This window comes from Methylobacterium sp. E-012, assembly GCF_057836545.1.
Window position 1 is genome coordinate 2,459,317 of the sequence record NZ_JBYQEY010000001.1, and the last position, 16,817, is coordinate 2,476,133.

Below are 16,817 nucleotides of genomic sequence, written 5' to 3' on the forward strand. Positions count from 1 at the left end.
CGTGAAAACGGATTCACGCGCGGTCCAGAAGCCCGGCCCCGGGCGTGAAGCCCGCGCCGTCAGTTCAGCACGACCACCTTGCTGCCGACATTCACGCGGCTGAACAGGTCGATGGCGTCCTGATTGATCATCCGGATGCAGCCCGACGAGACGCTCTTGCCGATCGAGAACGGCTCCAGGGTGCCGTGGATCCGAAACAGCGTGTCCTTGTTGCCCTGCCAGAGGTACATGGCCCGCGCGCCCAGCGGATTGCGCAGGCCGCCGGCGACGCCGAGGCCGCTCTGGAGCTTGTCGACCTCGCTCGCCAGTTTCGGGCTGCGGGCGATCATCTCCTTCGGCGGGTACCAGTCCGGCCAGGCCTGCTTGGAATTGACGGTCGCGTTACCGGACCACGCGAAACCCTGCTTGCCCACCCCGACGCCGTAGCGGCGCGCCCGGCCGTTCTCCTGGACCAGCGTCAGCTGGTGGGCGCGCGGGTCGACGATGATCGTCCCGGGCTCGTAGGGGCCGTGATAGGCGATCTCCTGGCGCAGGAAGGCCGGGTTCATTTTCTTATAGTTGAACGGCTGAACCGGATACACGTCGTCCGTGACCGGCCCGTAGGCTTTGGCGTAATCGATCGGTTCGTTGTCGGGCGCCCGAAGCACGGCCCTGGCCTTGGCGGCTTCGAGCGGCGAGAGCCCTTCGGCCGGCGCCACGGCGCCGGGACGGGCCGGGACGGTGGGATCCACGTCGAGGCTCGCGGCGGGCGGTACGGCCGGAGTCGCGGGCGCAGGACGAACGATGTCGGCCCGCCCGGTATAGGGCAGGTAGCGCCCGTTGCGGCGCACGTAGAGCGCACCGTTCTGATCCTGATAGAGCTGCCCGTCGTCACCGAATCCGTCGATGCCGGACTCGCCGACAGGGCCGCGGCCCTGGGCATGAGCGGTCGTGGCGAACGCGATGACGGCGAGGCCGGCCAGGAGCAGGCGGCGGATCGGGGCGGACATGCGATGATTTCCCTGGAAGGCGACACCGCATGTCGAGGCGGCGCGCGATCGAGCAGACCCGTACGAATATGGGGTGCCGCCCAGTCCGTGACTTAGCAAATATCCCGCGCGGCCGCCAAGTTGAACCGGCGGGCATGAACGTCCTGGAGGACATCGGGACCCTTTCTGCGCCGCGGTGTTGCCGTTGTGCCTCAACGGTTCCCGCGGTCCCCGATGACGAGACTGGTTCGGCGCAGTTCCGGACGGCACAAGACGCGCGCTCGTCTCCGCCGCTCCGCCGCCCGTTTGCTCGGCACGCCTGCCTTGAACGGCGGCATCGGTGATCCGGGACCGGAGCCCGACCGGGATAGTCGGCCGAGCGATCAGCGGCGGCAACGCGGGCGGCAGCCGGTCTGGCACGCTTGCTGCTTAGTCGAGTAGGCCGCGCGTGCCGCGGCAGCGGAGCAACGGCGCTCCCAACAGCGGACGGTGTGAGTCCGGATCCCCCGGCATGAGCGGCCGCGTGACGGTTCGCCCACTTGAGACGAGCACCAGATATGGCCAGCTTCAAGACCGTGATGAAGTCGGGGCACCCCCCGACGCTGTTCGCCGCGTTTCTCTACTTCGATTTCTGCTTTGCCATCTGGGTCCTGAACGGCGCCATGGGCCCGTTCATCACCGAGACCTTCAAGCTCTCGCCGGCCCAGACCGGCTTCATGATCTCGCTCCCGATCCTCGCCGGGGCGCTGATGCGGTTCCCGCTGGGGGTGCTCGCCCAGTATATCGGTCGGAAGAACGCCGCGATCACCGAGATGAGCGTGATCATCCTGGCGATGGCCTATGGCTACTTCGCGGTCTCGTCCTACAGCGACGTGCTCGCCATGGGCGTGCTGCTCGGCATCGCCGGCGCGTCCTTCGGCGTGGCGCTGTCGCTGGGCTCGGGCTGGTTCCCGCCCGAGCATAAGGGGCTCGCCATGGGCATCGCCGGCGCCGGCAATTCCGGGACCGTGCTGGCCGTGCTGTTCGCCCCGCCGCTGGCGCAGGCCTATGGCTGGCAGACGACCTACGCCTTTGCGGGCGTGGTGATGCTGATCCCCCTGGCGGTCATGATCGTTCTGGCCAAGGAGCCGCCGGACAACGCGCATCAATCGTTCAAGGAGCACATCTCCTGCCTGTTCACCAAGGACGGCTGGGCGTTCTCGCTGATCTACGTGATCACCTTCGGCGGCTTCGTCGGCCTGTCGAACTTCCTTCCGACCTTCTTCTACGAGCAGTTCGCCGTCACGAAGGTCGAGGCCGGGCGGCTGACCATGTTGGCCGCCTTCATGGGCTCGGGCATCCGGATCGTCGGCGGCTATTTCGCCGACCGGATGGGCGGGATCGCGGTTCTCTCGGTGGTCCTGCTCGCGGCGATCGCCACCTTCCTGTCGCTCACTGCGACGCCGTCGCTCGCGCTCACCACGCTCCTGTTCATGCTGTGCTTCGCGGCGCTCGGCGCCGGCAACGGCGCGCTGTTCCAGTTGGTGCCGCTGCGCTGGCCCAGCAACACCGCGGTCGCGGGCTCGATGATCGGCGAGGTCGGAGCCCTCGGCGGCGCGATCCTGCCGAACGTCATGGGGCTGTCGAAGCAATATACCGGCTCATTCTCCATCGGCTTCATCGGCTACGCCGCCTTCACCGCGATCGTGCTCGGCTGCCTCGCGCTCTGGCAGCGCAAATGGGTCGGCCGCTGGGTCGGGCCGCGGGGCAAGGCGCTGGGCGGCGTCGCCGATGCGCAGACGGGTGCGCTGAGGCCCGCCACCGCCTGACGCTGGCGCGGCCGGAGCAACATCGCTGGCGCATCATCCCGGACATGGAAACCGGGGTGATGCGCTATTGCCGTCAGCGCCCGATCGAGATTTTCCGAGAGCCGACGCCTCTCCCTGAGGCCGGTGCCGCGCAGCCCTCCTTGGGCGGCAACACTCCCGTTTCCGTGCAACAGTGGAGATTGGCTCGCTCAGAGGATGTTTCGCCGTTGCCTTCCCCGGCGTAACGCGTTTGAATAATGCATTACGAGAGAGCGTCCGGCCCTGCGGCCAAGGCGCCGGGCGACCGCGAGACGCGGCGCCATCTGTGGAGGGACGGTCGATGTCGAAGCGCATCAGCGCCACGAACGGCGTGCTCGGCTTGCTGTGCGTGATGTATTTCATCACCTACCTGGACCGGGTGAACATCGCGACCGCCGGCGCCGAGATCATGCGCGATTTCGGCATGTCGAAGACCGATTTCGGCTTCATCCTCTCGGCCTTCGCGTATCCCTACGCGATCTTCCAGGTGATCGGCGGTTCGGTCGGCGACAAGTTCGGCGCCCGGCGCACGTTGCTGGCCTGCGGTGTCATCTGGGCGGTGGCCACCATCCTGACCGGCCTCGTCGGCGGTGTCCTCAGCCTGTTCCTGGCGCGGGTGCTTCTGGGCTTCGGTGAGGGCGCGACCTTCCCGACCGCCACACGCGCCATGCAGAATTGGACGGCGCCCGGCCGGCGCGGCTTCGCGCAGGGGATCACTCACGCCTTCAGCCGCCTCGGCAACGCGGTGGCGCCCCCGATCGTCGCCTTCCTGATCTATCACTTCGGTTGGCGGACGAGCTTCGTGATCCTCGGCGCCGCCAGCTTCATCTGGGTGGCGATCTGGTACCTCTATTTCCGCGACGATCCCTCGGATCATCCCGCGATCACCCGCGCGGAACTCGACACGCTGCCCCCGCCCCGCAAGGTCGGCGCCAAGCAATCCGTGCCCTGGGGCGCCCTGACCCGGCGCATGCTGCCGGTGACGGTCACGTATTTCTGCTACGGCTGGACCCTGTGGCTGTTCCTCGGCTGGCTGCCGAGCTTCTTCAAGGAGAATTACAGCCTCGACCTGAAGAACTCGGCCCTGTTCGCCTCGGGCGTGTTCTTCGCCGGCGTCATCGGCGATACGGTCGGCGGCGTGATGAGCGACTGGATCCTGCACCGTACCGGCAAGGTGAAGCTCGCCCGGCTGTCGGTGATCGTGGTCGGCTTCCTCGGCGCCGCCGCGAGCCTCGCGGGCGTGTTCCTCACCCGGGACCTCACCCTGGTCGCCCTGCTCCTGTCCTCGGGCTTCTTCTTCGCCGAGCTCGTGATCGGGCCGATCTGGTCGGTACCCATGGACATCGCGCCGAAATATGCCGGCACGGCGAGCGGCCTCATGAACACCGGCTCGGCCGTGGCGGCGATCGTCTCGCCGATCGTCTTCGGCCTCATCGTCGATCTGACGGGGAGCTGGACCCTGCCGTTCATCGGTTCGATCGGCCTGTGCCTGCTCGGCGCCGGCCTCGCCTTCACGATGCATCCCGAGCGGGAATTCGCCGAGCCCGCCACCGGGCCGGTCGCGCCCGTGGTGACCGTGACGGCCGCGGAGTAGGATCCGATGATGGCGCCTGATGGACGGTCCGGCCCGCTCGCCGGCATGCGGGTGATCGAACTCGCGCATATCATGGCCGGCCCGGTCTGCGGGCTGATGCTCGCCGACATGGGCGCGGAGGTGATCAAGGTCGAGAAGATGGACGGCGACGATACCCGTCGCACCGTCCCGCCCGCCCTGGAGGGCGAGAGCGCCGCCTACATGATGATGAACCGCGGCAAGCGCGGGATCAGCCTGGACCTGAAGGACCCGGACGGGGTGGCTGTCCTGCGCCGCCTGCTCGGGGGTGCGGACGCGCTGATCGAGAATTATCGCGGTGGCACCATGGAGCGCCTCGGCCTCGGCTACGAGACCCTGCGGCAGGACTTTCCGGCGCTCGTCTACTGCTCGCTCTCGGGCTTCGGCCGCACGGGACCCTACGCCGACCGCGCCGGATTTGATCTCGTCGCCCAGGGCATGAGCGGGCTGATGTCGGTAACCGGGGAGGGGCCGGGCCGGCCGCCGATGAAGTGCGGGCCGCCGGTGACCGACATCACCGCCGGGATCCTGGCCGCGATGGGCGTGCTGGCGGCCTACGTCAACCGGCTCCGGACGGGGCAGGGGCAGGCGGTCGATACCTCGCTGTTCGAGGCCGGGATCACCCATACCTACTGGCAGTCGGCCATCGCCATGGCCACCGGGATCGCCCCCGGGCCGATGGGCTCGGCCCATCCCCTGAACGCGCCCTACGAGGCCTTCCAGACCGCGGATGGCTGGATCACCATCGGGGCGGCCAACCAGACCAACTGGCTGCGCCTCCTCAAGGCGATCGGCGCCGAGGCCCTGGCCGAGGATCCGCGCTTCGCCCTCAACCGGGACCGGATGGCGAACCGCCACGACCTCGCCGCCACGCTCGCGCCGATTTTTTCCGCGGAAACCTCGGAGGTCTGGCTGGCACGCCTGGAGGCCGGCGGCGTCCCGGCCGGCCCGGTGCTCGACGTCAACGCCATGCACCGGGATCCGCAGACGCTGGCCCGCGCCATGGTGGTCGAGGTCGATCACCCGCGGGTCGGGCGGATGAAGACGCTGGGCCTGCCGGTGAAGTTTTCGGAGACCCCTGGCCGAGTCCACGGCCCGGCGCCGTTGCTCGGCGAGCATTCCCGGGCGATCCTGGCGGAGGCCGGTTATACCGCCTCCGAGATCGACGGCCTGATCGACCGGGGCGTGGTTCGCGAGACCGTGGCTTGAGCCGGCGAACCGGAGGATCAGCGATGAATGCCACGCCCGCCACCGACGAGCTTCTGTTCACCACGGACGAGGCCGGCATCGCCCGGATCGTGCTGAACCGGCCCCAGGCCCGCAACGCGATGACCTTCGCGATGTACCAGGGCCTGATTACCTGCTGCGACGCGATTTCCGCGGACCCGGCCGTCAAGGCGCTGATCATCACCGGCGCCGGCGACAAGGCGTTCGCGGCCGGCACCGACATCGCCCAGTTCCGCAGCTTCACCACCGCCGAGGACGCGCTGGGCTACGAGCGGTTCATGGACCGGGTGCTCGGCACCCTCGAGCGCCTGCGCGTGCCGACCATCGCGGCGATCGCCGGGGCCTGCACCGGGGGAGGGGCCGCCATCGCGGCGGCCTGTGACCTGCGGATCGCCACCCGGGACGCCCGCTTCGGCTTCCCGATCGCCCGGACGCTGGGCAACTGCCTCAGCCTGGGCAACCTCAAGCGGCTCTCCGGGCTGATCGGACCGGCCCGCGTCAAGGACATCATCTTCACCGCCCGCCTCGTCGGGGCCGAGGAGGCCCTGGCTATCGGCCTCGTGGGCGAGGTGGTCGACGACCGCACGGCGCTCACCGAGCGGGTCGATACCCTGGCGCAGCTGCTGGCCGGGCACGCGCCGCTGACCATGCAGGCCACCAAGGAGGGGTTGCGCCGGCTCGCCGAGGAGGAACCCGCCGCCGACGGGGCGCCGCATCCGGGCGATGACCTGATCCTGATGTGCTACATGAGCCAGGATTTCCGCGAGGGCACGGAGGCCTTTCTCGGCAAGCGCTCCCCGGCCTGGACCGGGCGCTGAGCCTGGCGCGGCGATAAGGCCGCGATCCGCAGCATCAAGGCCGCCGCGGATCGTGTGGGTCTGCCCTCGGACGGCCGTCGCGCTAACGCGTGCTGGCGAGGAGCCAGTCCGGCAGCCACAGGGCGATACCCGGCACCAGGCACAGGATCAGGATCGCCACCGCCATCAGCAGCACGAAGGGCAGGGTGCCCCAGATGATGTCCGAGAGCGGGATGTCCGGGGCGATGTTCTTGATGACGAAGATGTTGAGCCCCACCGGCGGGTGGATCAGACCCATCTCCATGGTGATGGTCATCACCACGCCGAACCACACGAGGTCGAAGCCCGCGGCCTTCAGCGGCGGCAGAATGATCGGCGCGGTCATCAGGATGATCGAGACCGGCGGCAGGAAGAAGCCGAGCACGATCACCAGCGCCAGGATCGTGACCAGCAGCAGCCACGGCGACAGCTGCATGGCGACGATCGCCGACGCCGCCGATTGCGAGATGTGCAGGTAGCTCATCACGTAGGCGTAGAGCAGCGACATGCCGATGATCAGCATCAGCATGGTCGATTCGCGCAGCGTCGCGATCAGGATCGGGCTGACGTCCCGGAACCGCCAGACGCCGTAGATCGCGGCGATCAGCGCGAGCGCCAGCAATCCGCCGAGGCCCGCCGTCTCCGAGGGCGTGGCGTAGCCGCCGTAGAGGGCCACCATCACGCCGGTCAGCAGGATCACGAAGGGCAGCACCCGGGGCAGCGTCGAGAAGCGCTGCGCCATGCTGTACTGGTCGTCCGCCAGGATCGGGGAGGCCGGCCCGCCGCGCTCCAGGGCCGTCTTGGCCGCCGCGTATTCCGAGCGGAAGCGGACCATCGCCCACGCCGCGAACAGGCTCACGAGCAGCAGCCCCGGCCCGATCCCGGCCAGGAACAGGCGGCCGAGCGACTGCTCGGAGGCGACCGCGTACAGGATCATGGTGATCGAGGGCGGAAGCAGGATCCCGAGGGTGCCGCCGGCCGCGATGATCCCGGCGGCGAAGCCCGGCGAGTAGCCGCGCTTGCGCATCTCCGGGATGCCCGCCGAGCCGATCGCCGAGCAGGTGGCCGGGCTCGAGCCCGCCATGGCGGCGAACAGCGCGCAGGCGAAGACGTTGGCGATGCCGAGGCCGCCGGGGATGCGGTGCATCCAGGCATGCATGGCCGAGTAGAGATCCTGGCCGGCCCGGGACCGCCCGATCGCCGCGCCCTTGAGGATGAACAGCGGGATCGACAGCAGCGTGATCGAGGCCATCTCCTCGTAGACGTTCTGTGCCACCGTATCGAGGGAGGCGCCCGGCATGAACGCCACCATGAAGGCGAGGGCGACGAAGCCCAACGCGAACGCGATGGGGATGCCCGCGAGCATCGCCCCGAGGGTGGCGCCCGCGTAGAGGACGCCAATCGCCGCCGTGCTCATCGCTCGACCTTCGCGGTTACCGTCTGCCCCATCGGATCGGGCCCCCGGGGTGAGACGGCGGGGGCGTCGTGCATGTCGCGGTTGATGTCGGCCCCGAGACCGATCTTGGGCTTGGCCCATCCGGCGGCCCGCGGGCCGTAGGCCAGGGCCTCGGCGATCTGGAGCGCCAGTTGCAGGCACAGGAGACTCATGCCGACCGCCATGAGGGTATAGGGGATCCAGAGCGGCGGACCCCAGGTCGATTGCGAGGTCTGGCCGTCGACCCAGGCCTCGTGGTCGAGCGACCAGCTCTTCCAGGCGAAGAACAGGCAGAAGGCGAGGCTGACCATATCGGCGAACAGCAGCCGGACCCGGTTGACCGCCGGCGACAGCAGGCCGGTCAGCGCCTCGATCGCCACGTGTCCGCGCTTGGCCTGGACGCCGGCGGCCGACAGGAAGGTGGCCCCGATGATCAAGAACACTGCCATCTCGTCCTGCCACTCCGTCGGCTCCTTCAGCACGTAGCGGACGACGACGCTGTGGGTGAGCACGAGGCAGGCGCCGACGAGGCAGAGGCCGCCGAGCCCGAGGATGACCCGGTTCAGCACCCCCATCGTGCGGTCGAACAGGCCGAGCAGGCCGGGCACGCGTGGCGCATCGGCGGCGCGCGCCTCCGGTCCCGCCGTGGCCGCGTCGAAAGCGTGGCTCACGCGACCTGCTCCGCGAGCTTCAGCAGCTCGGCGCAATTGGCGTTCCGGCCGGCATAATCCTTCCAGGCGGTGGTCTTGGCCAATTCGCGCCACTGGCCGAGCGAGGTCTCGTCGAGCTGCGAGACCTTGGCGCCGGCCTTCGAGAAGATTTCCTCGACGCGGGTGTCGTCCTCCTTGGCGCCCGCCTGCCCGAAGGCTTCGAGCTCGCCGCCCACCGCCAGGATCAGATCCTGCTGGTCCTTCGGCAGACCGGAGAACACGATCTTCGACATCATGATCGGTTCGAGCATGAACCAGTACGACCGCTCGCGCCCCGAGGTCAGCGCCTTGGACAGTTCCTCCAGGCGGAAGGAGATCAGGCTCGTCGAGGAGGTGATCACCGCGTCGCAGGCCCCGGTCTGCATCGCCGCGTAGGATTCGTTCGACGGGATGGAGAGGGTGGCGGCGCCCGCCTCCTTCATCATCATGTCCATCTCCCGCGATCCGCCGCGGACCTTCATGCCCCTGGCATCGGCCGGCGAGACGAGGGGCCGCTCGCGGCTGGCGACGCCCCCGGCCTGCCAGACCCAGGAGACCAGAACGATCCCCTTGGCGTCGAGGATCTCGGCGAGCTTGCGCCCCACTGGCGCCGACTTCCAGGACAGCGCCTGGCCATAGGAGGTCACGAGGGCCGGCATCAGGCCGATGTTCAGTTCCGGAACCTCGCCGCCGGCGTAGGGGCTCGGATACAGCGACATGTCGAGGGCGCCCTTGCGCATCGCGCCGAACTGGGCGTTCGTCTTCATCAGCGACGACCCGGGATAGACCTGGACTTCGAGGGCGCCCTTCGAGCGCTCGGCCACCGTCTGGGCGAACTTCCGGCACATGCGGTCGCGGAAGTCACCGTCCTCGATGGTCCCGCCCGGGAACTGGTGCGACAGCTTCAGCGTGGTCGCCGCCCGCGCCGATCCCAGGCCGAACCGCAGGATGGCAGGTGTCGCAAGAGTAGTCGCGATCAGCGAACGACGAGTCAGCGTCATGTGGCTCTCCCGCACCGCAAGCATCGCGGCGATGTTTTTGTGCGTCGCACAAACACGACACCGTGTATGCATGAAGAACATCCATGTATACTTTGTCAATCCACAAGCATACGTCTACCGGCGTCCGCCGGGCCGCCGCTGCGCATCCGGCTGCTCCGCCGGGGAGGGGAAACGGACGGATGAGCCACGCCCAGCGTCTGAAGCAGCGGATCGAGGACGAGATCGTCTCGGGGGAACTCGCCCTCGGGGCTCGACTCGACGAGAATCAGCTCGCGACGCGGTTCGGCGTATCGCGCACGCCGATCCGGGAAGCGCTGCTGCAACTGGCCGTCACCGGGCTCGTCCAGACGAAGCCGCGCCGGGGGGCGATCGTGAGCGCGCCGGAGCCGCACCTGCTGCTCGCCATGTTCGAGACCATGGCGGAGATCGAGGCGGCCTGCGGACGGCTCGCGGCCCGGCGCTTCACCCCCGACGATACCACCGCCCTCCAGGACGCCCTGTCGGGCTGCCGTGCCGCCATGGCGGAGGCGGATGCGGAGGCCTACTACGCCGAGAACTACGTGTTCCACACCGTTGTGTATCGGGCGAGCCACAACGCCTTCCTGGCCGATCAGGCGCTGTCGCTGCACCGTCGGCTGGCCCCGTATCGCCGCCTGCAGCTGCGGGTGCGTCAGCGCCTGCCGCAATCCCTAGCCGAGCACGAGGCGATCGTGGCCGCCATCGTGGCCGGCGACGCATCGCAGGCTGCCGAGGCGCTGCGCAACCACGTCCTCGTGCAGGGTGACCGGTTCACCGATCTCGTCGCCGGCCTGCGAGCGCCGAATGCCGCCTGATCCGGACCGCGCCTGCACTGCATGCGCGTGGGAGTCCCGCGGTGTCCGTCCGGCCTGGCGCCGTCAGACGGCCTCGACCGCCCCGTAATTGGCCGCGATCACCGGCTTCTTGCCCCGGATGTGTTCGCGCATGAGGGTCGCCAGCGCGGTGCCGTCCCGCGTCCGGAGCAGCGCGATCATGCGTTCGTGCTCGGAGACCGCGCGGGCCCATTGATCCGGGGTCTGATGGGCCGAGTAGCGCGAGCGTTGGATCCGGCCCGACAGGCTCTCGTAGATGTTCGCCAGCACCGCGTTCCGGCTGGCCGCCATGATGGCTTCGTGGATCCGGCGGTTGTGGCTGAAATAGCCCGCCTCGTCGCCCGCCTTCCAGGCCGCCACCATCGCCTCGTGATCGGCCGCGATGGCGTCGATCTCGCCATCGCCGATCGTGCGGCAGGCCAGGTCGCCCGCGGTCGCCTCGAGGCCGGCGATCACCTCCATCATCTCCTCCAGCTCGGTGTCGGAGATGCTGGCGACCCGCGCGCCGCGGTTCGGGAGCAGTTCGAGGAGGCCTTCCGTGGCCAGGATCTTGATCGCCTCGCGCAGGGGCGTCCGCGAGATGCCGAAGCGCTCCGTCAATTCGCCCTCGTTGATCCGCGCCTTCGGCTCCATCTCGCCGGACCGGATCAATTCGCGCATCCGATCCGCCACTTCGTCGTGAAGATAACGGCGGCTGATGCCGATCCCGGGTTCGATCTTGTTCATGGTCCCCCGACACGGGCAGGTCTGAGCGACCCGCTGTCCATGTGTAGGTGTCCGGCAATTCAGTGTCGAGGCACGAGCGCTCGATCCAGAACGCGGACCACATGTTCCGCCTGAATACCGAGCCCGTCGTGGATCTGATGTCGGCAGCTCGTGCCATCGGCCACCACGAGATCGCCCGGTGCCGCCGCACGCAGCGCCGGGAACAGCGACAGTTCGGCCATGGCGAAGGACGTCTCGATCGATTCCGGCCGGTACCCGAAGGCCCCGGCCATGCCGCAGCAGCTCGACTCGATCACCCGCAGGTCGAGACCGGGCACCGACCGCAGGACCGTCTCCACCGAGCCCATCAGGCCGAAGGACTTCTGGTGGCAATGCCCGTGCAGATGGGCCACACGGCCACCCTGATGCGCCAGCGGGAGCTCGATCCGCCCGGCGGCGAGGTCGGCGGCCAGCAGCTCCTCGACCAGCACGGATTGCCGGGCCAGCAGGGCCGCGTCGGCGCCGGGCAGGAGCGTCGCGAATTCGTCCCGGAAGGTGAGGAGGCAGGACGGCTCCAGGCCGACCACCCGCGCCCCGGCCCGGACGAAGGGCAGCAGCGTGTCGATGGTCCGCCGGGCCTCCTGCCGGGCCCGGTCGGTCTGGCCGGAGGCGAGCCAGGTCCGGCCGCAGCAGAGCGGGCGCCGGCCACGCGCCGGGAAGACGCGGTGCAGGCGATAGCCCGCGGCCCGCAGCACGCGCTCGGCGGCCTCCAAATTCTCCCGCTCGAAGGCGCGGTTGAAGGTGTCGCCGAACAGGATCACGTCGCGGAAGTCCCCGGCGACGTCGCCCGGATGGGCGGCCTCGCCCTGCTCGCGCCAGGGCCGGCGCCAGCGCGGCAGCGAGCGCCTGGCCGACAGCCCGGCCACCCGCTCCGACAGCCTGGCGAGCGCGGGGAGTCGATCGCGCAGGTTGAGGAGCGGCGCGAGCCGGGCGGCGGCCCCGGCGTAGAGCGGCATCAGGGCGATCAGGCGCTCGCGCAGCGGCAGCCCGTGCCGGGCGTGGTAATGGTGCAGGAACTCGATCTTCATCTTGGCCATGTCGACGCCGGTGGGGCATTCCCGGCGGCAGGCTTTGCAGGAGACGCAGAGATCGAGGGTCCGCTTCATCTCCGGGCTGGTGAAGGCGTCCGCGCCGAGCTGCCCCGAGATCGCCAGGCGCAGGGAATTGGCGCGGCCCCGGGTCAGGTGCTGCTCCTCGCGGGTCACCCGATAGGACGGGCACATGGCCCCGCCGACGAGCTTCCGGCAGGTCCCGTTGTTGTTGCACATCTCCACGGCGGCGCCGAAGCCGCCCCAGTCCGACCAGTCGAGGGCGGTCTTTACCGGCTGCGTCGCGGCGTAGTCGGGCTTGAACCGGAACAGCGACCGGTCGTCCATGGTCAGCGGCCGGACGATCTTGCCGGGATTGAGCCGGTTTTCCGGATCGAAATCGTCCTTAACCGTCTCGAAGGCCCGGGCCAGGATCGGCCCGAACAGGGGCGCGATGTATTCGGAGCGCGAGATGCCGTCGCCGTGCTCGCCGGAATAGGAGCCCTTGTACCGGCGCACCAGTTCGGAGGTCTCCTCCGCGATGGCGCGCATCCGCCGCACGTCGCCGCCGTCCTTCATGTTCAGGATCGGGCGCACGTGCAGGCAGCCCACCGAGGCGTGCGCGTACCATGTCCCGCGGGTGCCGTGCTTGGTGAAGACCTCCGTGACCGCGTCCGTGTAATCGGCGAGATGCTCCAGCGGCACCGCGCAATCCTCGATGAACGAGACCGGCTTCGCGTCGCCCTTCATCGACATCATGATGTTGAGGCAGGCCTCGCGGACCTCCCAGACCGATTTCTGGCGGGCCGGCTCCACGACCTCCACGACCGCGTCCGGATAGCCGTGATCGGCCATGCAGGCGGTCAGCCGCTTCAGGTCGCGGGTGAGGGCGGCGCGGTCGTCGCCGGCGAATTCCGTGAGCAGCAGGCAGTTGGGCCGGCCCCGGGTGATGTCGGCCAGGGTTGTGCGGAACAGGGGAATGTCGGCCCCGAGCACCAGGACGTTGTTGTCCACCAGCTCGACCGCCACCGGGTCCAGGGCCACGATATGCCGCGTGGTCTCCATGGCGGCCCGGAAGGACGGAAAATGGCAGACCCCCATCACCCGATGTGCCGGGAGGCGCGACAGCTTCAGCGTCACCGCGGTAGTCGCCGCGAGGGTCCCCTCGGAGCCGACCAGCAGGTGCGCCAGATTCGGCCGCGCCTCGACCAGCGCGTCGAGATTGTAGCCGCCCACGCGGCGCTGCACATTCGGGTAGCGCGCCGCGATCTCGTCCCGGTGCCCGTCGGCGAGGGCGCGCATGCGCTCGGCCAGGACCTGAATCCGGCCCGAACCGGTCACCCCCGATCCGGCATTGCCGGTGAGCCCGAACCCGAAAGCCTCGCCGTCGTGCAGCAGCGCCTCCAGGGCGAGGACGTTGTCGCTCATCTTGCCGTAGCGCAGGGAGCGGGCGCCGCAGGAATTGTTGCCGGCCATGCCGCCGATGGTGCAGCGGGTGGCCGTGGACGGCTCCACGGGGAAGAACCATCCGTCGGCCTTCACACGGGCGTTCAAGCGCTCCAGGACCATGCCGGGCTCGACCGTCATCGTGCCGGCCTCCGGATCGTAGGCCAGCACGCCGTTGAAATGCCGCGCGCAATCGACGACGAGGCCGGAGCCGATCGGCTGGCCGTTCTGAGAGGTGCCACCGCCGCGCAGAATCACCGGCGCGCCGTAATCGGCGGCGATCCGCAGGGTGGCGGCAATGTCGGCCGCCGAGCGCGGCAAAACCACGCCCGCCGGCATGATCTGGTAGATCGACGCGTCGGTGCTGTAGCGGCCACGGGTGAAGGCGTCGAAGCGCGCCTCACCCTGCAGTTGCTCGGCCAGCCGGCGCGCCAGGCCGGCATCCAGGCGCGCCGCCGCGCGCGGCGCCGTCGCGATCTGCGCCCTCGTTCCCGTCACGGCCGCGTCCTCCCGTGGTGGTTCGATTCCACCTGCGGCTGATTGTATTCAAAATTCAGCCGTTCGGGAATCGCCTTCGCGCGCCTGCGCGATTCCGGCGCGGGCTTTGGCCGTCGCGGTCGTGCATTCAGGACAGCATCCGCGTGTCACCATCGATCGAGATCGCCTGGCCCGAGATGGTCCGGCCGCGGGGCGAGCAGAGAAGCAGGATCTGGTCGGCGAGCTGGCGGGCGGTGACGTAATCCTTGACCGACACGAACGAGAAGGCGCGCGCCTCCATCTCGGAAAAGCTCGTCCCCTGCTGCTGCGCCTTCGCCTCCAGCACCCGCCGCTGGCGATCGCCGGCGACGAGTCCGGGCAGGATCGCGTTCACCCGGATCCCGTCCCCACCGAGTTCGATGGCCAGCGATTTGGTGAAGCCGATCACCCCCCATTTGGCCGCCGCGTAGGGGCTGCGCAGGGCGAAGCCGAACTTGCCGGCGGCCGAGGACAGGTTGACGATCGAGGCGTTGGCGCTCTGCCGCAGATGCGGCACCGCGAGCCGGGCGCAATTGAACTGGCTGGTCAGGCACACGGTGAGGCACTGATCCCACGCCTCGGGGGCGATCTCCTCCACCCGGCCGGTCGGTCCGGCGATGCCGGCATTGTTGATGAGCACATCGAGGCCGCCGAGATGCGCGACCGCCGCCGTCATCATCGCCGCGACGGCGTCCCGGTCGGCCACGTCGGTGCGGCAGCGGCCGACATTCGCCGGCAGCCCGTCCAGCGCCTCCGGGTCGATGTCGCAGGCGAAGACCTGGGCGCCTTCCTCCAGAAACGCGTCGCCGAGCGCCCGCCCGATCCCCGCGGCGCCCGCCGTGATCAGAACCCGCAGGCCGGCGATACCGAGATCCATGGTCACTCCTCCCCGTGCACGTCCCGCAGGCCGCCGCGGGACAGGATGAAATCAGCCGCCTCGCGGATGTCCGCCGCGATGGCGGCGGCAGCCGCCGGGCCGTCCCGCGCCGCGATGGCGGCCAGCGCCTCGGCATGCCGCCGGAGCGCAAAACCCTGGCGCAGCCGCTCCGGGCAGCCGCGCAGGTCCAGATTGATGACCGGGCCCGCCTTCAGCCAGAGGCGGCCGATGATCTCCCGCAGGGGGGCGAGCCCGCCGGCGCCGTAGATCGCGAAATGCAGGTCGCGATTGCGTTGGACGGCCTTGGACACGTCGGCGTGCGGTGATTCGGCCTCGGCCCGGAACGCCGCCTCGGCTCGCCGGATCGCGTCGAGTTCGGTCTCGGTCCGGCGCTCCGCAGATCGGGCCGCCGCGATCCCCTCCACGGCGATGCGCGTCTCGGCGAGCGCCCGGAACGCACCGGCACTCATGATCGGCACCCGAATGGCCCGCGCCGGTGACACCTCCAGCACGCCCTCGGCCACGAGGCGGCTCACTGCCTCCCGGACCGGCATCACCGAGACGCCGAACGCCGCCGCACTCCGGCGCAGGGACAGCCGGTCGCCGGGGGCGAGCCGCCCGGAGGCGAGCAGGTCCGACAGCGCCGCGTAGGCGGTGCCCGACAGGGTCTGGCGTTCCAGCTGCGGGAGATCGGCCAGGGCCGCCGGTGAGTCCATGATCGGAGACTAGACGAAACCCGCGCGGTGCCGATAGTGATCTGTGATCACAGCACGTGGCGCGCCAACGCCGTTCGGCGGGGTCCTGGGAGGGCTGTCATGACCGAGAGCGTCGCGATCGTGGGCGCCGGCCTGATCGGGCGGGCTTGGGCGATGATCTTCGCCCGCGCCGGGTGGGATGTGCGCCTGTTCGACGCCGCCGACGACGTGGCCCCGCGTGCGATCCCGCTCTGCGTCGAGGGGCTGCACACGCTGGCGGCGCACGGGCTCTGTTCCGACCCGGAGACGGCCGGGCGACGGATCCGGGCCGTCGCGTCCCTCTCGGAATGCCTCGACGGCGTCGGCTTCGTCCAGGAGAACGGGCCGGAACGGCTTGACGTGAGGCAGGCCCTGTTCGCCAAGCTGGACGCGCTGGCGCCGGGGGAGGCGGTCATCGCCTCGTCCTCCTCGGCGATCCGCTGCTCGCTGTTCACGGAAGGGTTGCCCGGCCGCGGGCGCTGCCTGATCGGCCATCCGGTGAACCCGCCGCATCTGATCCCGCTGGTGGAGATCTCCGGCGCCCCCTGGACCGCGCCGGAGGCCCTGGCCCGGGCGCGGGCGGTCTACGAGGCGATCGGCCAGGTACCGATCACCGTGCTCAAGGAGATCGAGGGCTTCATCCTCAACCGGCTTCAGGGGGCCCTGCTGGCGGAGGCCTTCCGCCTCGCCGCGGAGGGCTACGTGACCCCGCAGGACCTCGACAAGACCGTCTCGGACGGGCTCGGCCTGCGCTGGAGCTTCATGGGGCCGTTCGAGACCATCGAGCTGAACGCGCCGGGCGGGATCGCCGATTACTGCGCCCGCTATACCGACTTCTACAAGCGCCTCGCGGCCGATCCGGCGCCCCCCTCGGTCTACGCGGCGGACGCCACCGCGGCGATCCTGGCGCATTGGCCGGCGCCCGGCGACCTGCCCGCCCGCATGGGGCGCCGGGACGCAAAACTCGCGGCGCTCCGCGCCCACAAGATGCAGCAGAGGGACTGAG

At 69.6% G+C, this 16,817-nt stretch carries 14 protein-coding genes; 6 read left to right on the forward strand and 8 right to left on the reverse strand.

Going from position 1 to position 16,817, the window contains the following annotated elements; all coding sequences use genetic code 11:
* Nucleotides 1-59 precede the first annotated feature (59 nt).
* The gene (locus tag AC3IF1_RS11735) at nucleotides 60-989 is read right to left on the reverse strand and encodes a L,D-transpeptidase (RefSeq protein ID WP_489217663.1); all 930 of its coding nucleotides are present in this window, start codon (nucleotides 987-989) and stop codon (nucleotides 60-62) included.
* Between the two features lie 536 nt (nucleotides 990-1,525).
* On the opposite strand from AC3IF1_RS11735, the gene AC3IF1_RS11740 reads away from it, so the two are divergent.
* The 4 genes from AC3IF1_RS11740 to AC3IF1_RS11755 all read left to right on the forward strand — a co-directional run bounded on the left by AC3IF1_RS11740 (nucleotide 1,526) and on the right by AC3IF1_RS11755 (nucleotide 6,451).
* A complete protein-coding gene (locus tag AC3IF1_RS11740; RefSeq protein WP_489217664.1) occupies nucleotides 1,526-2,776 on the forward strand; it encodes a nitrate/nitrite transporter in 1,251 nt (416 codons plus the stop codon).
* 319 nt (nucleotides 2,777-3,095) lie between these two features.
* On the forward strand, nucleotides 3,096-4,388 hold the full coding sequence (locus AC3IF1_RS11745; RefSeq protein ID WP_489217665.1) for an MFS transporter: 1,293 nt from the start codon (nucleotides 3,096-3,098) through the stop codon (nucleotides 4,386-4,388).
* 6 nt (nucleotides 4,389-4,394) lie between these two features.
* The gene (locus tag AC3IF1_RS11750) at nucleotides 4,395-5,615 is read left to right on the forward strand and encodes a CaiB/BaiF CoA transferase family protein (RefSeq protein ID WP_489217666.1); all 1,221 of its coding nucleotides are present in this window, start codon (nucleotides 4,395-4,397) and stop codon (nucleotides 5,613-5,615) included.
* A 23-nt stretch (nucleotides 5,616-5,638) separates the two neighbouring features.
* Nucleotides 5,639-6,451, forward strand: coding sequence for an enoyl-CoA hydratase/isomerase family protein (locus AC3IF1_RS11755; RefSeq protein WP_489217667.1), 813 nt, complete (start codon nucleotides 5,639-5,641; stop codon nucleotides 6,449-6,451).
* Nucleotides 6,452-6,533: 82 nt separating this feature from the next.
* Here the strand turns inward: AC3IF1_RS11755 and AC3IF1_RS11760 are convergent, their stop codons facing one another.
* Genes AC3IF1_RS11760 through dctP form a run of 3 tightly spaced genes read right to left on the reverse strand, consistent with a single transcriptional unit; the run spans nucleotide 6,534 to nucleotide 9,594 of the window.
* On the reverse strand, nucleotides 6,534-7,886 hold the full coding sequence (locus AC3IF1_RS11760) for a TRAP transporter large permease (RefSeq protein WP_489217668.1): 1,353 nt from the start codon (nucleotides 7,884-7,886) through the stop codon (nucleotides 6,534-6,536).
* Nucleotides 7,883-8,575: a TRAP transporter small permease gene (locus AC3IF1_RS11765; RefSeq protein ID WP_489217669.1), complete on the reverse strand. Its 693-nt coding sequence runs from the start codon at nucleotides 8,573-8,575 to the stop codon at nucleotides 7,883-7,885. Before AC3IF1_RS11765 ends, AC3IF1_RS11760 begins: the two co-directional genes overlap by 4 nt.
* Nucleotides 8,572-9,594, reverse strand: a complete 1,023-nt coding sequence (dctP, locus tag AC3IF1_RS11770; RefSeq protein ID WP_489217670.1) for a TRAP transporter substrate-binding protein DctP — start codon at nucleotides 9,592-9,594, stop codon at nucleotides 8,572-8,574. The genes AC3IF1_RS11765 and dctP overlap by 4 nt, the downstream gene beginning before the upstream one ends.
* A gap of 179 nt (nucleotides 9,595-9,773) precedes the next feature.
* On the opposite strand from dctP, the gene AC3IF1_RS11775 reads away from it, so the two are divergent.
* Nucleotides 9,774-10,427 carry a GntR family transcriptional regulator gene (locus tag AC3IF1_RS11775; RefSeq protein ID WP_489217671.1) on the forward strand — a complete coding sequence of 218 codons (654 nt, stop codon included), beginning with the start codon at nucleotides 9,774-9,776 and terminating at the stop codon, nucleotides 10,425-10,427.
* Between the two features lie 63 nt (nucleotides 10,428-10,490).
* Here the strand turns inward: AC3IF1_RS11775 and AC3IF1_RS11780 are convergent, their stop codons facing one another.
* The 4 genes from AC3IF1_RS11780 to AC3IF1_RS11795 form a co-directional block, all read right to left on the reverse strand.
* Nucleotides 10,491-11,171, reverse strand: a complete 681-nt coding sequence (locus tag AC3IF1_RS11780; protein ID WP_489217672.1) for a GntR family transcriptional regulator — start codon at nucleotides 11,169-11,171, stop codon at nucleotides 10,491-10,493.
* A gap of 59 nt (nucleotides 11,172-11,230) precedes the next feature.
* Nucleotides 11,231-14,182 (reverse strand): FAD-binding and (Fe-S)-binding domain-containing protein, encoded by a 2,952-nt coding sequence (locus AC3IF1_RS11785; RefSeq protein ID WP_489217673.1) that lies wholly within the window; start codon nucleotides 14,180-14,182, stop codon nucleotides 11,231-11,233.
* 127 nt (nucleotides 14,183-14,309) lie between these two features.
* Nucleotides 14,310-15,077, reverse strand: a complete 768-nt coding sequence (locus tag AC3IF1_RS11790; protein ID WP_489217674.1) for an SDR family oxidoreductase — start codon at nucleotides 15,075-15,077, stop codon at nucleotides 14,310-14,312.
* Nucleotides 15,078-15,079: 2 nt separating this feature from the next.
* Nucleotides 15,080-15,793 (reverse strand): GntR family transcriptional regulator, encoded by a 714-nt coding sequence (locus AC3IF1_RS11795; RefSeq protein WP_489217675.1) that lies wholly within the window; start codon nucleotides 15,791-15,793, stop codon nucleotides 15,080-15,082.
* Between the two features lie 99 nt (nucleotides 15,794-15,892).
* Here AC3IF1_RS11795 and AC3IF1_RS11800 point away from each other — a divergent pair, with 99 nt between their 5' ends.
* Complete coding sequence (locus AC3IF1_RS11800; protein ID WP_489217676.1) at nucleotides 15,893-16,816, forward strand: 3-hydroxyacyl-CoA dehydrogenase; 924 nt, start codon at nucleotides 15,893-15,895, stop codon at nucleotides 16,814-16,816.
* Nucleotide 16,817 lies beyond the last annotated feature (1 nt).

Coding starts and splice junctions, on each gene's coding strand:
- AC3IF1_RS11740 (WP_489217664.1), top strand. CDS start 1,526: ATGGCCAGCTTCAAGACCGTGATGAAGTCGGGGCACCCCCCGACGCTG.
- AC3IF1_RS11780 (WP_489217672.1), bottom strand. CDS start 11,171: ATGAACAAGATCGAACCCGGGATCGGCATCAGCCGCCGTTATCTTCAC.
- AC3IF1_RS11800 (WP_489217676.1), top strand. CDS start 15,893: ATGACCGAGAGCGTCGCGATCGTGGGCGCCGGCCTGATCGGGCGGGCT.
- dctP (WP_489217670.1), bottom strand. CDS start 9,594: ATGACGCTGACTCGTCGTTCGCTGATCGCGACTACTCTTGCGACACCT.
- AC3IF1_RS11735 (WP_489217663.1), bottom strand. CDS start 989: ATGTCCGCCCCGATCCGCCGCCTGCTCCTGGCCGGCCTCGCCGTCATC.
- AC3IF1_RS11790 (WP_489217674.1), bottom strand. CDS start 15,077: ATGGATCTCGGTATCGCCGGCCTGCGGGTTCTGATCACGGCGGGCGCC.
- AC3IF1_RS11760 (WP_489217668.1), bottom strand. CDS start 7,886: ATGAGCACGGCGGCGATTGGCGTCCTCTACGCGGGCGCCACCCTCGGG.
- AC3IF1_RS11795 (WP_489217675.1), bottom strand. CDS start 15,793: ATGGACTCACCGGCGGCCCTGGCCGATCTCCCGCAGCTGGAACGCCAG.
- AC3IF1_RS11775 (WP_489217671.1), top strand. CDS start 9,774: ATGAGCCACGCCCAGCGTCTGAAGCAGCGGATCGAGGACGAGATCGTC.
- AC3IF1_RS11750 (WP_489217666.1), top strand. CDS start 4,395: ATGATGGCGCCTGATGGACGGTCCGGCCCGCTCGCCGGCATGCGGGTG.
- AC3IF1_RS11745 (WP_489217665.1), top strand. CDS start 3,096: ATGTCGAAGCGCATCAGCGCCACGAACGGCGTGCTCGGCTTGCTGTGC.
- AC3IF1_RS11755 (WP_489217667.1), top strand. CDS start 5,639: ATGAATGCCACGCCCGCCACCGACGAGCTTCTGTTCACCACGGACGAG.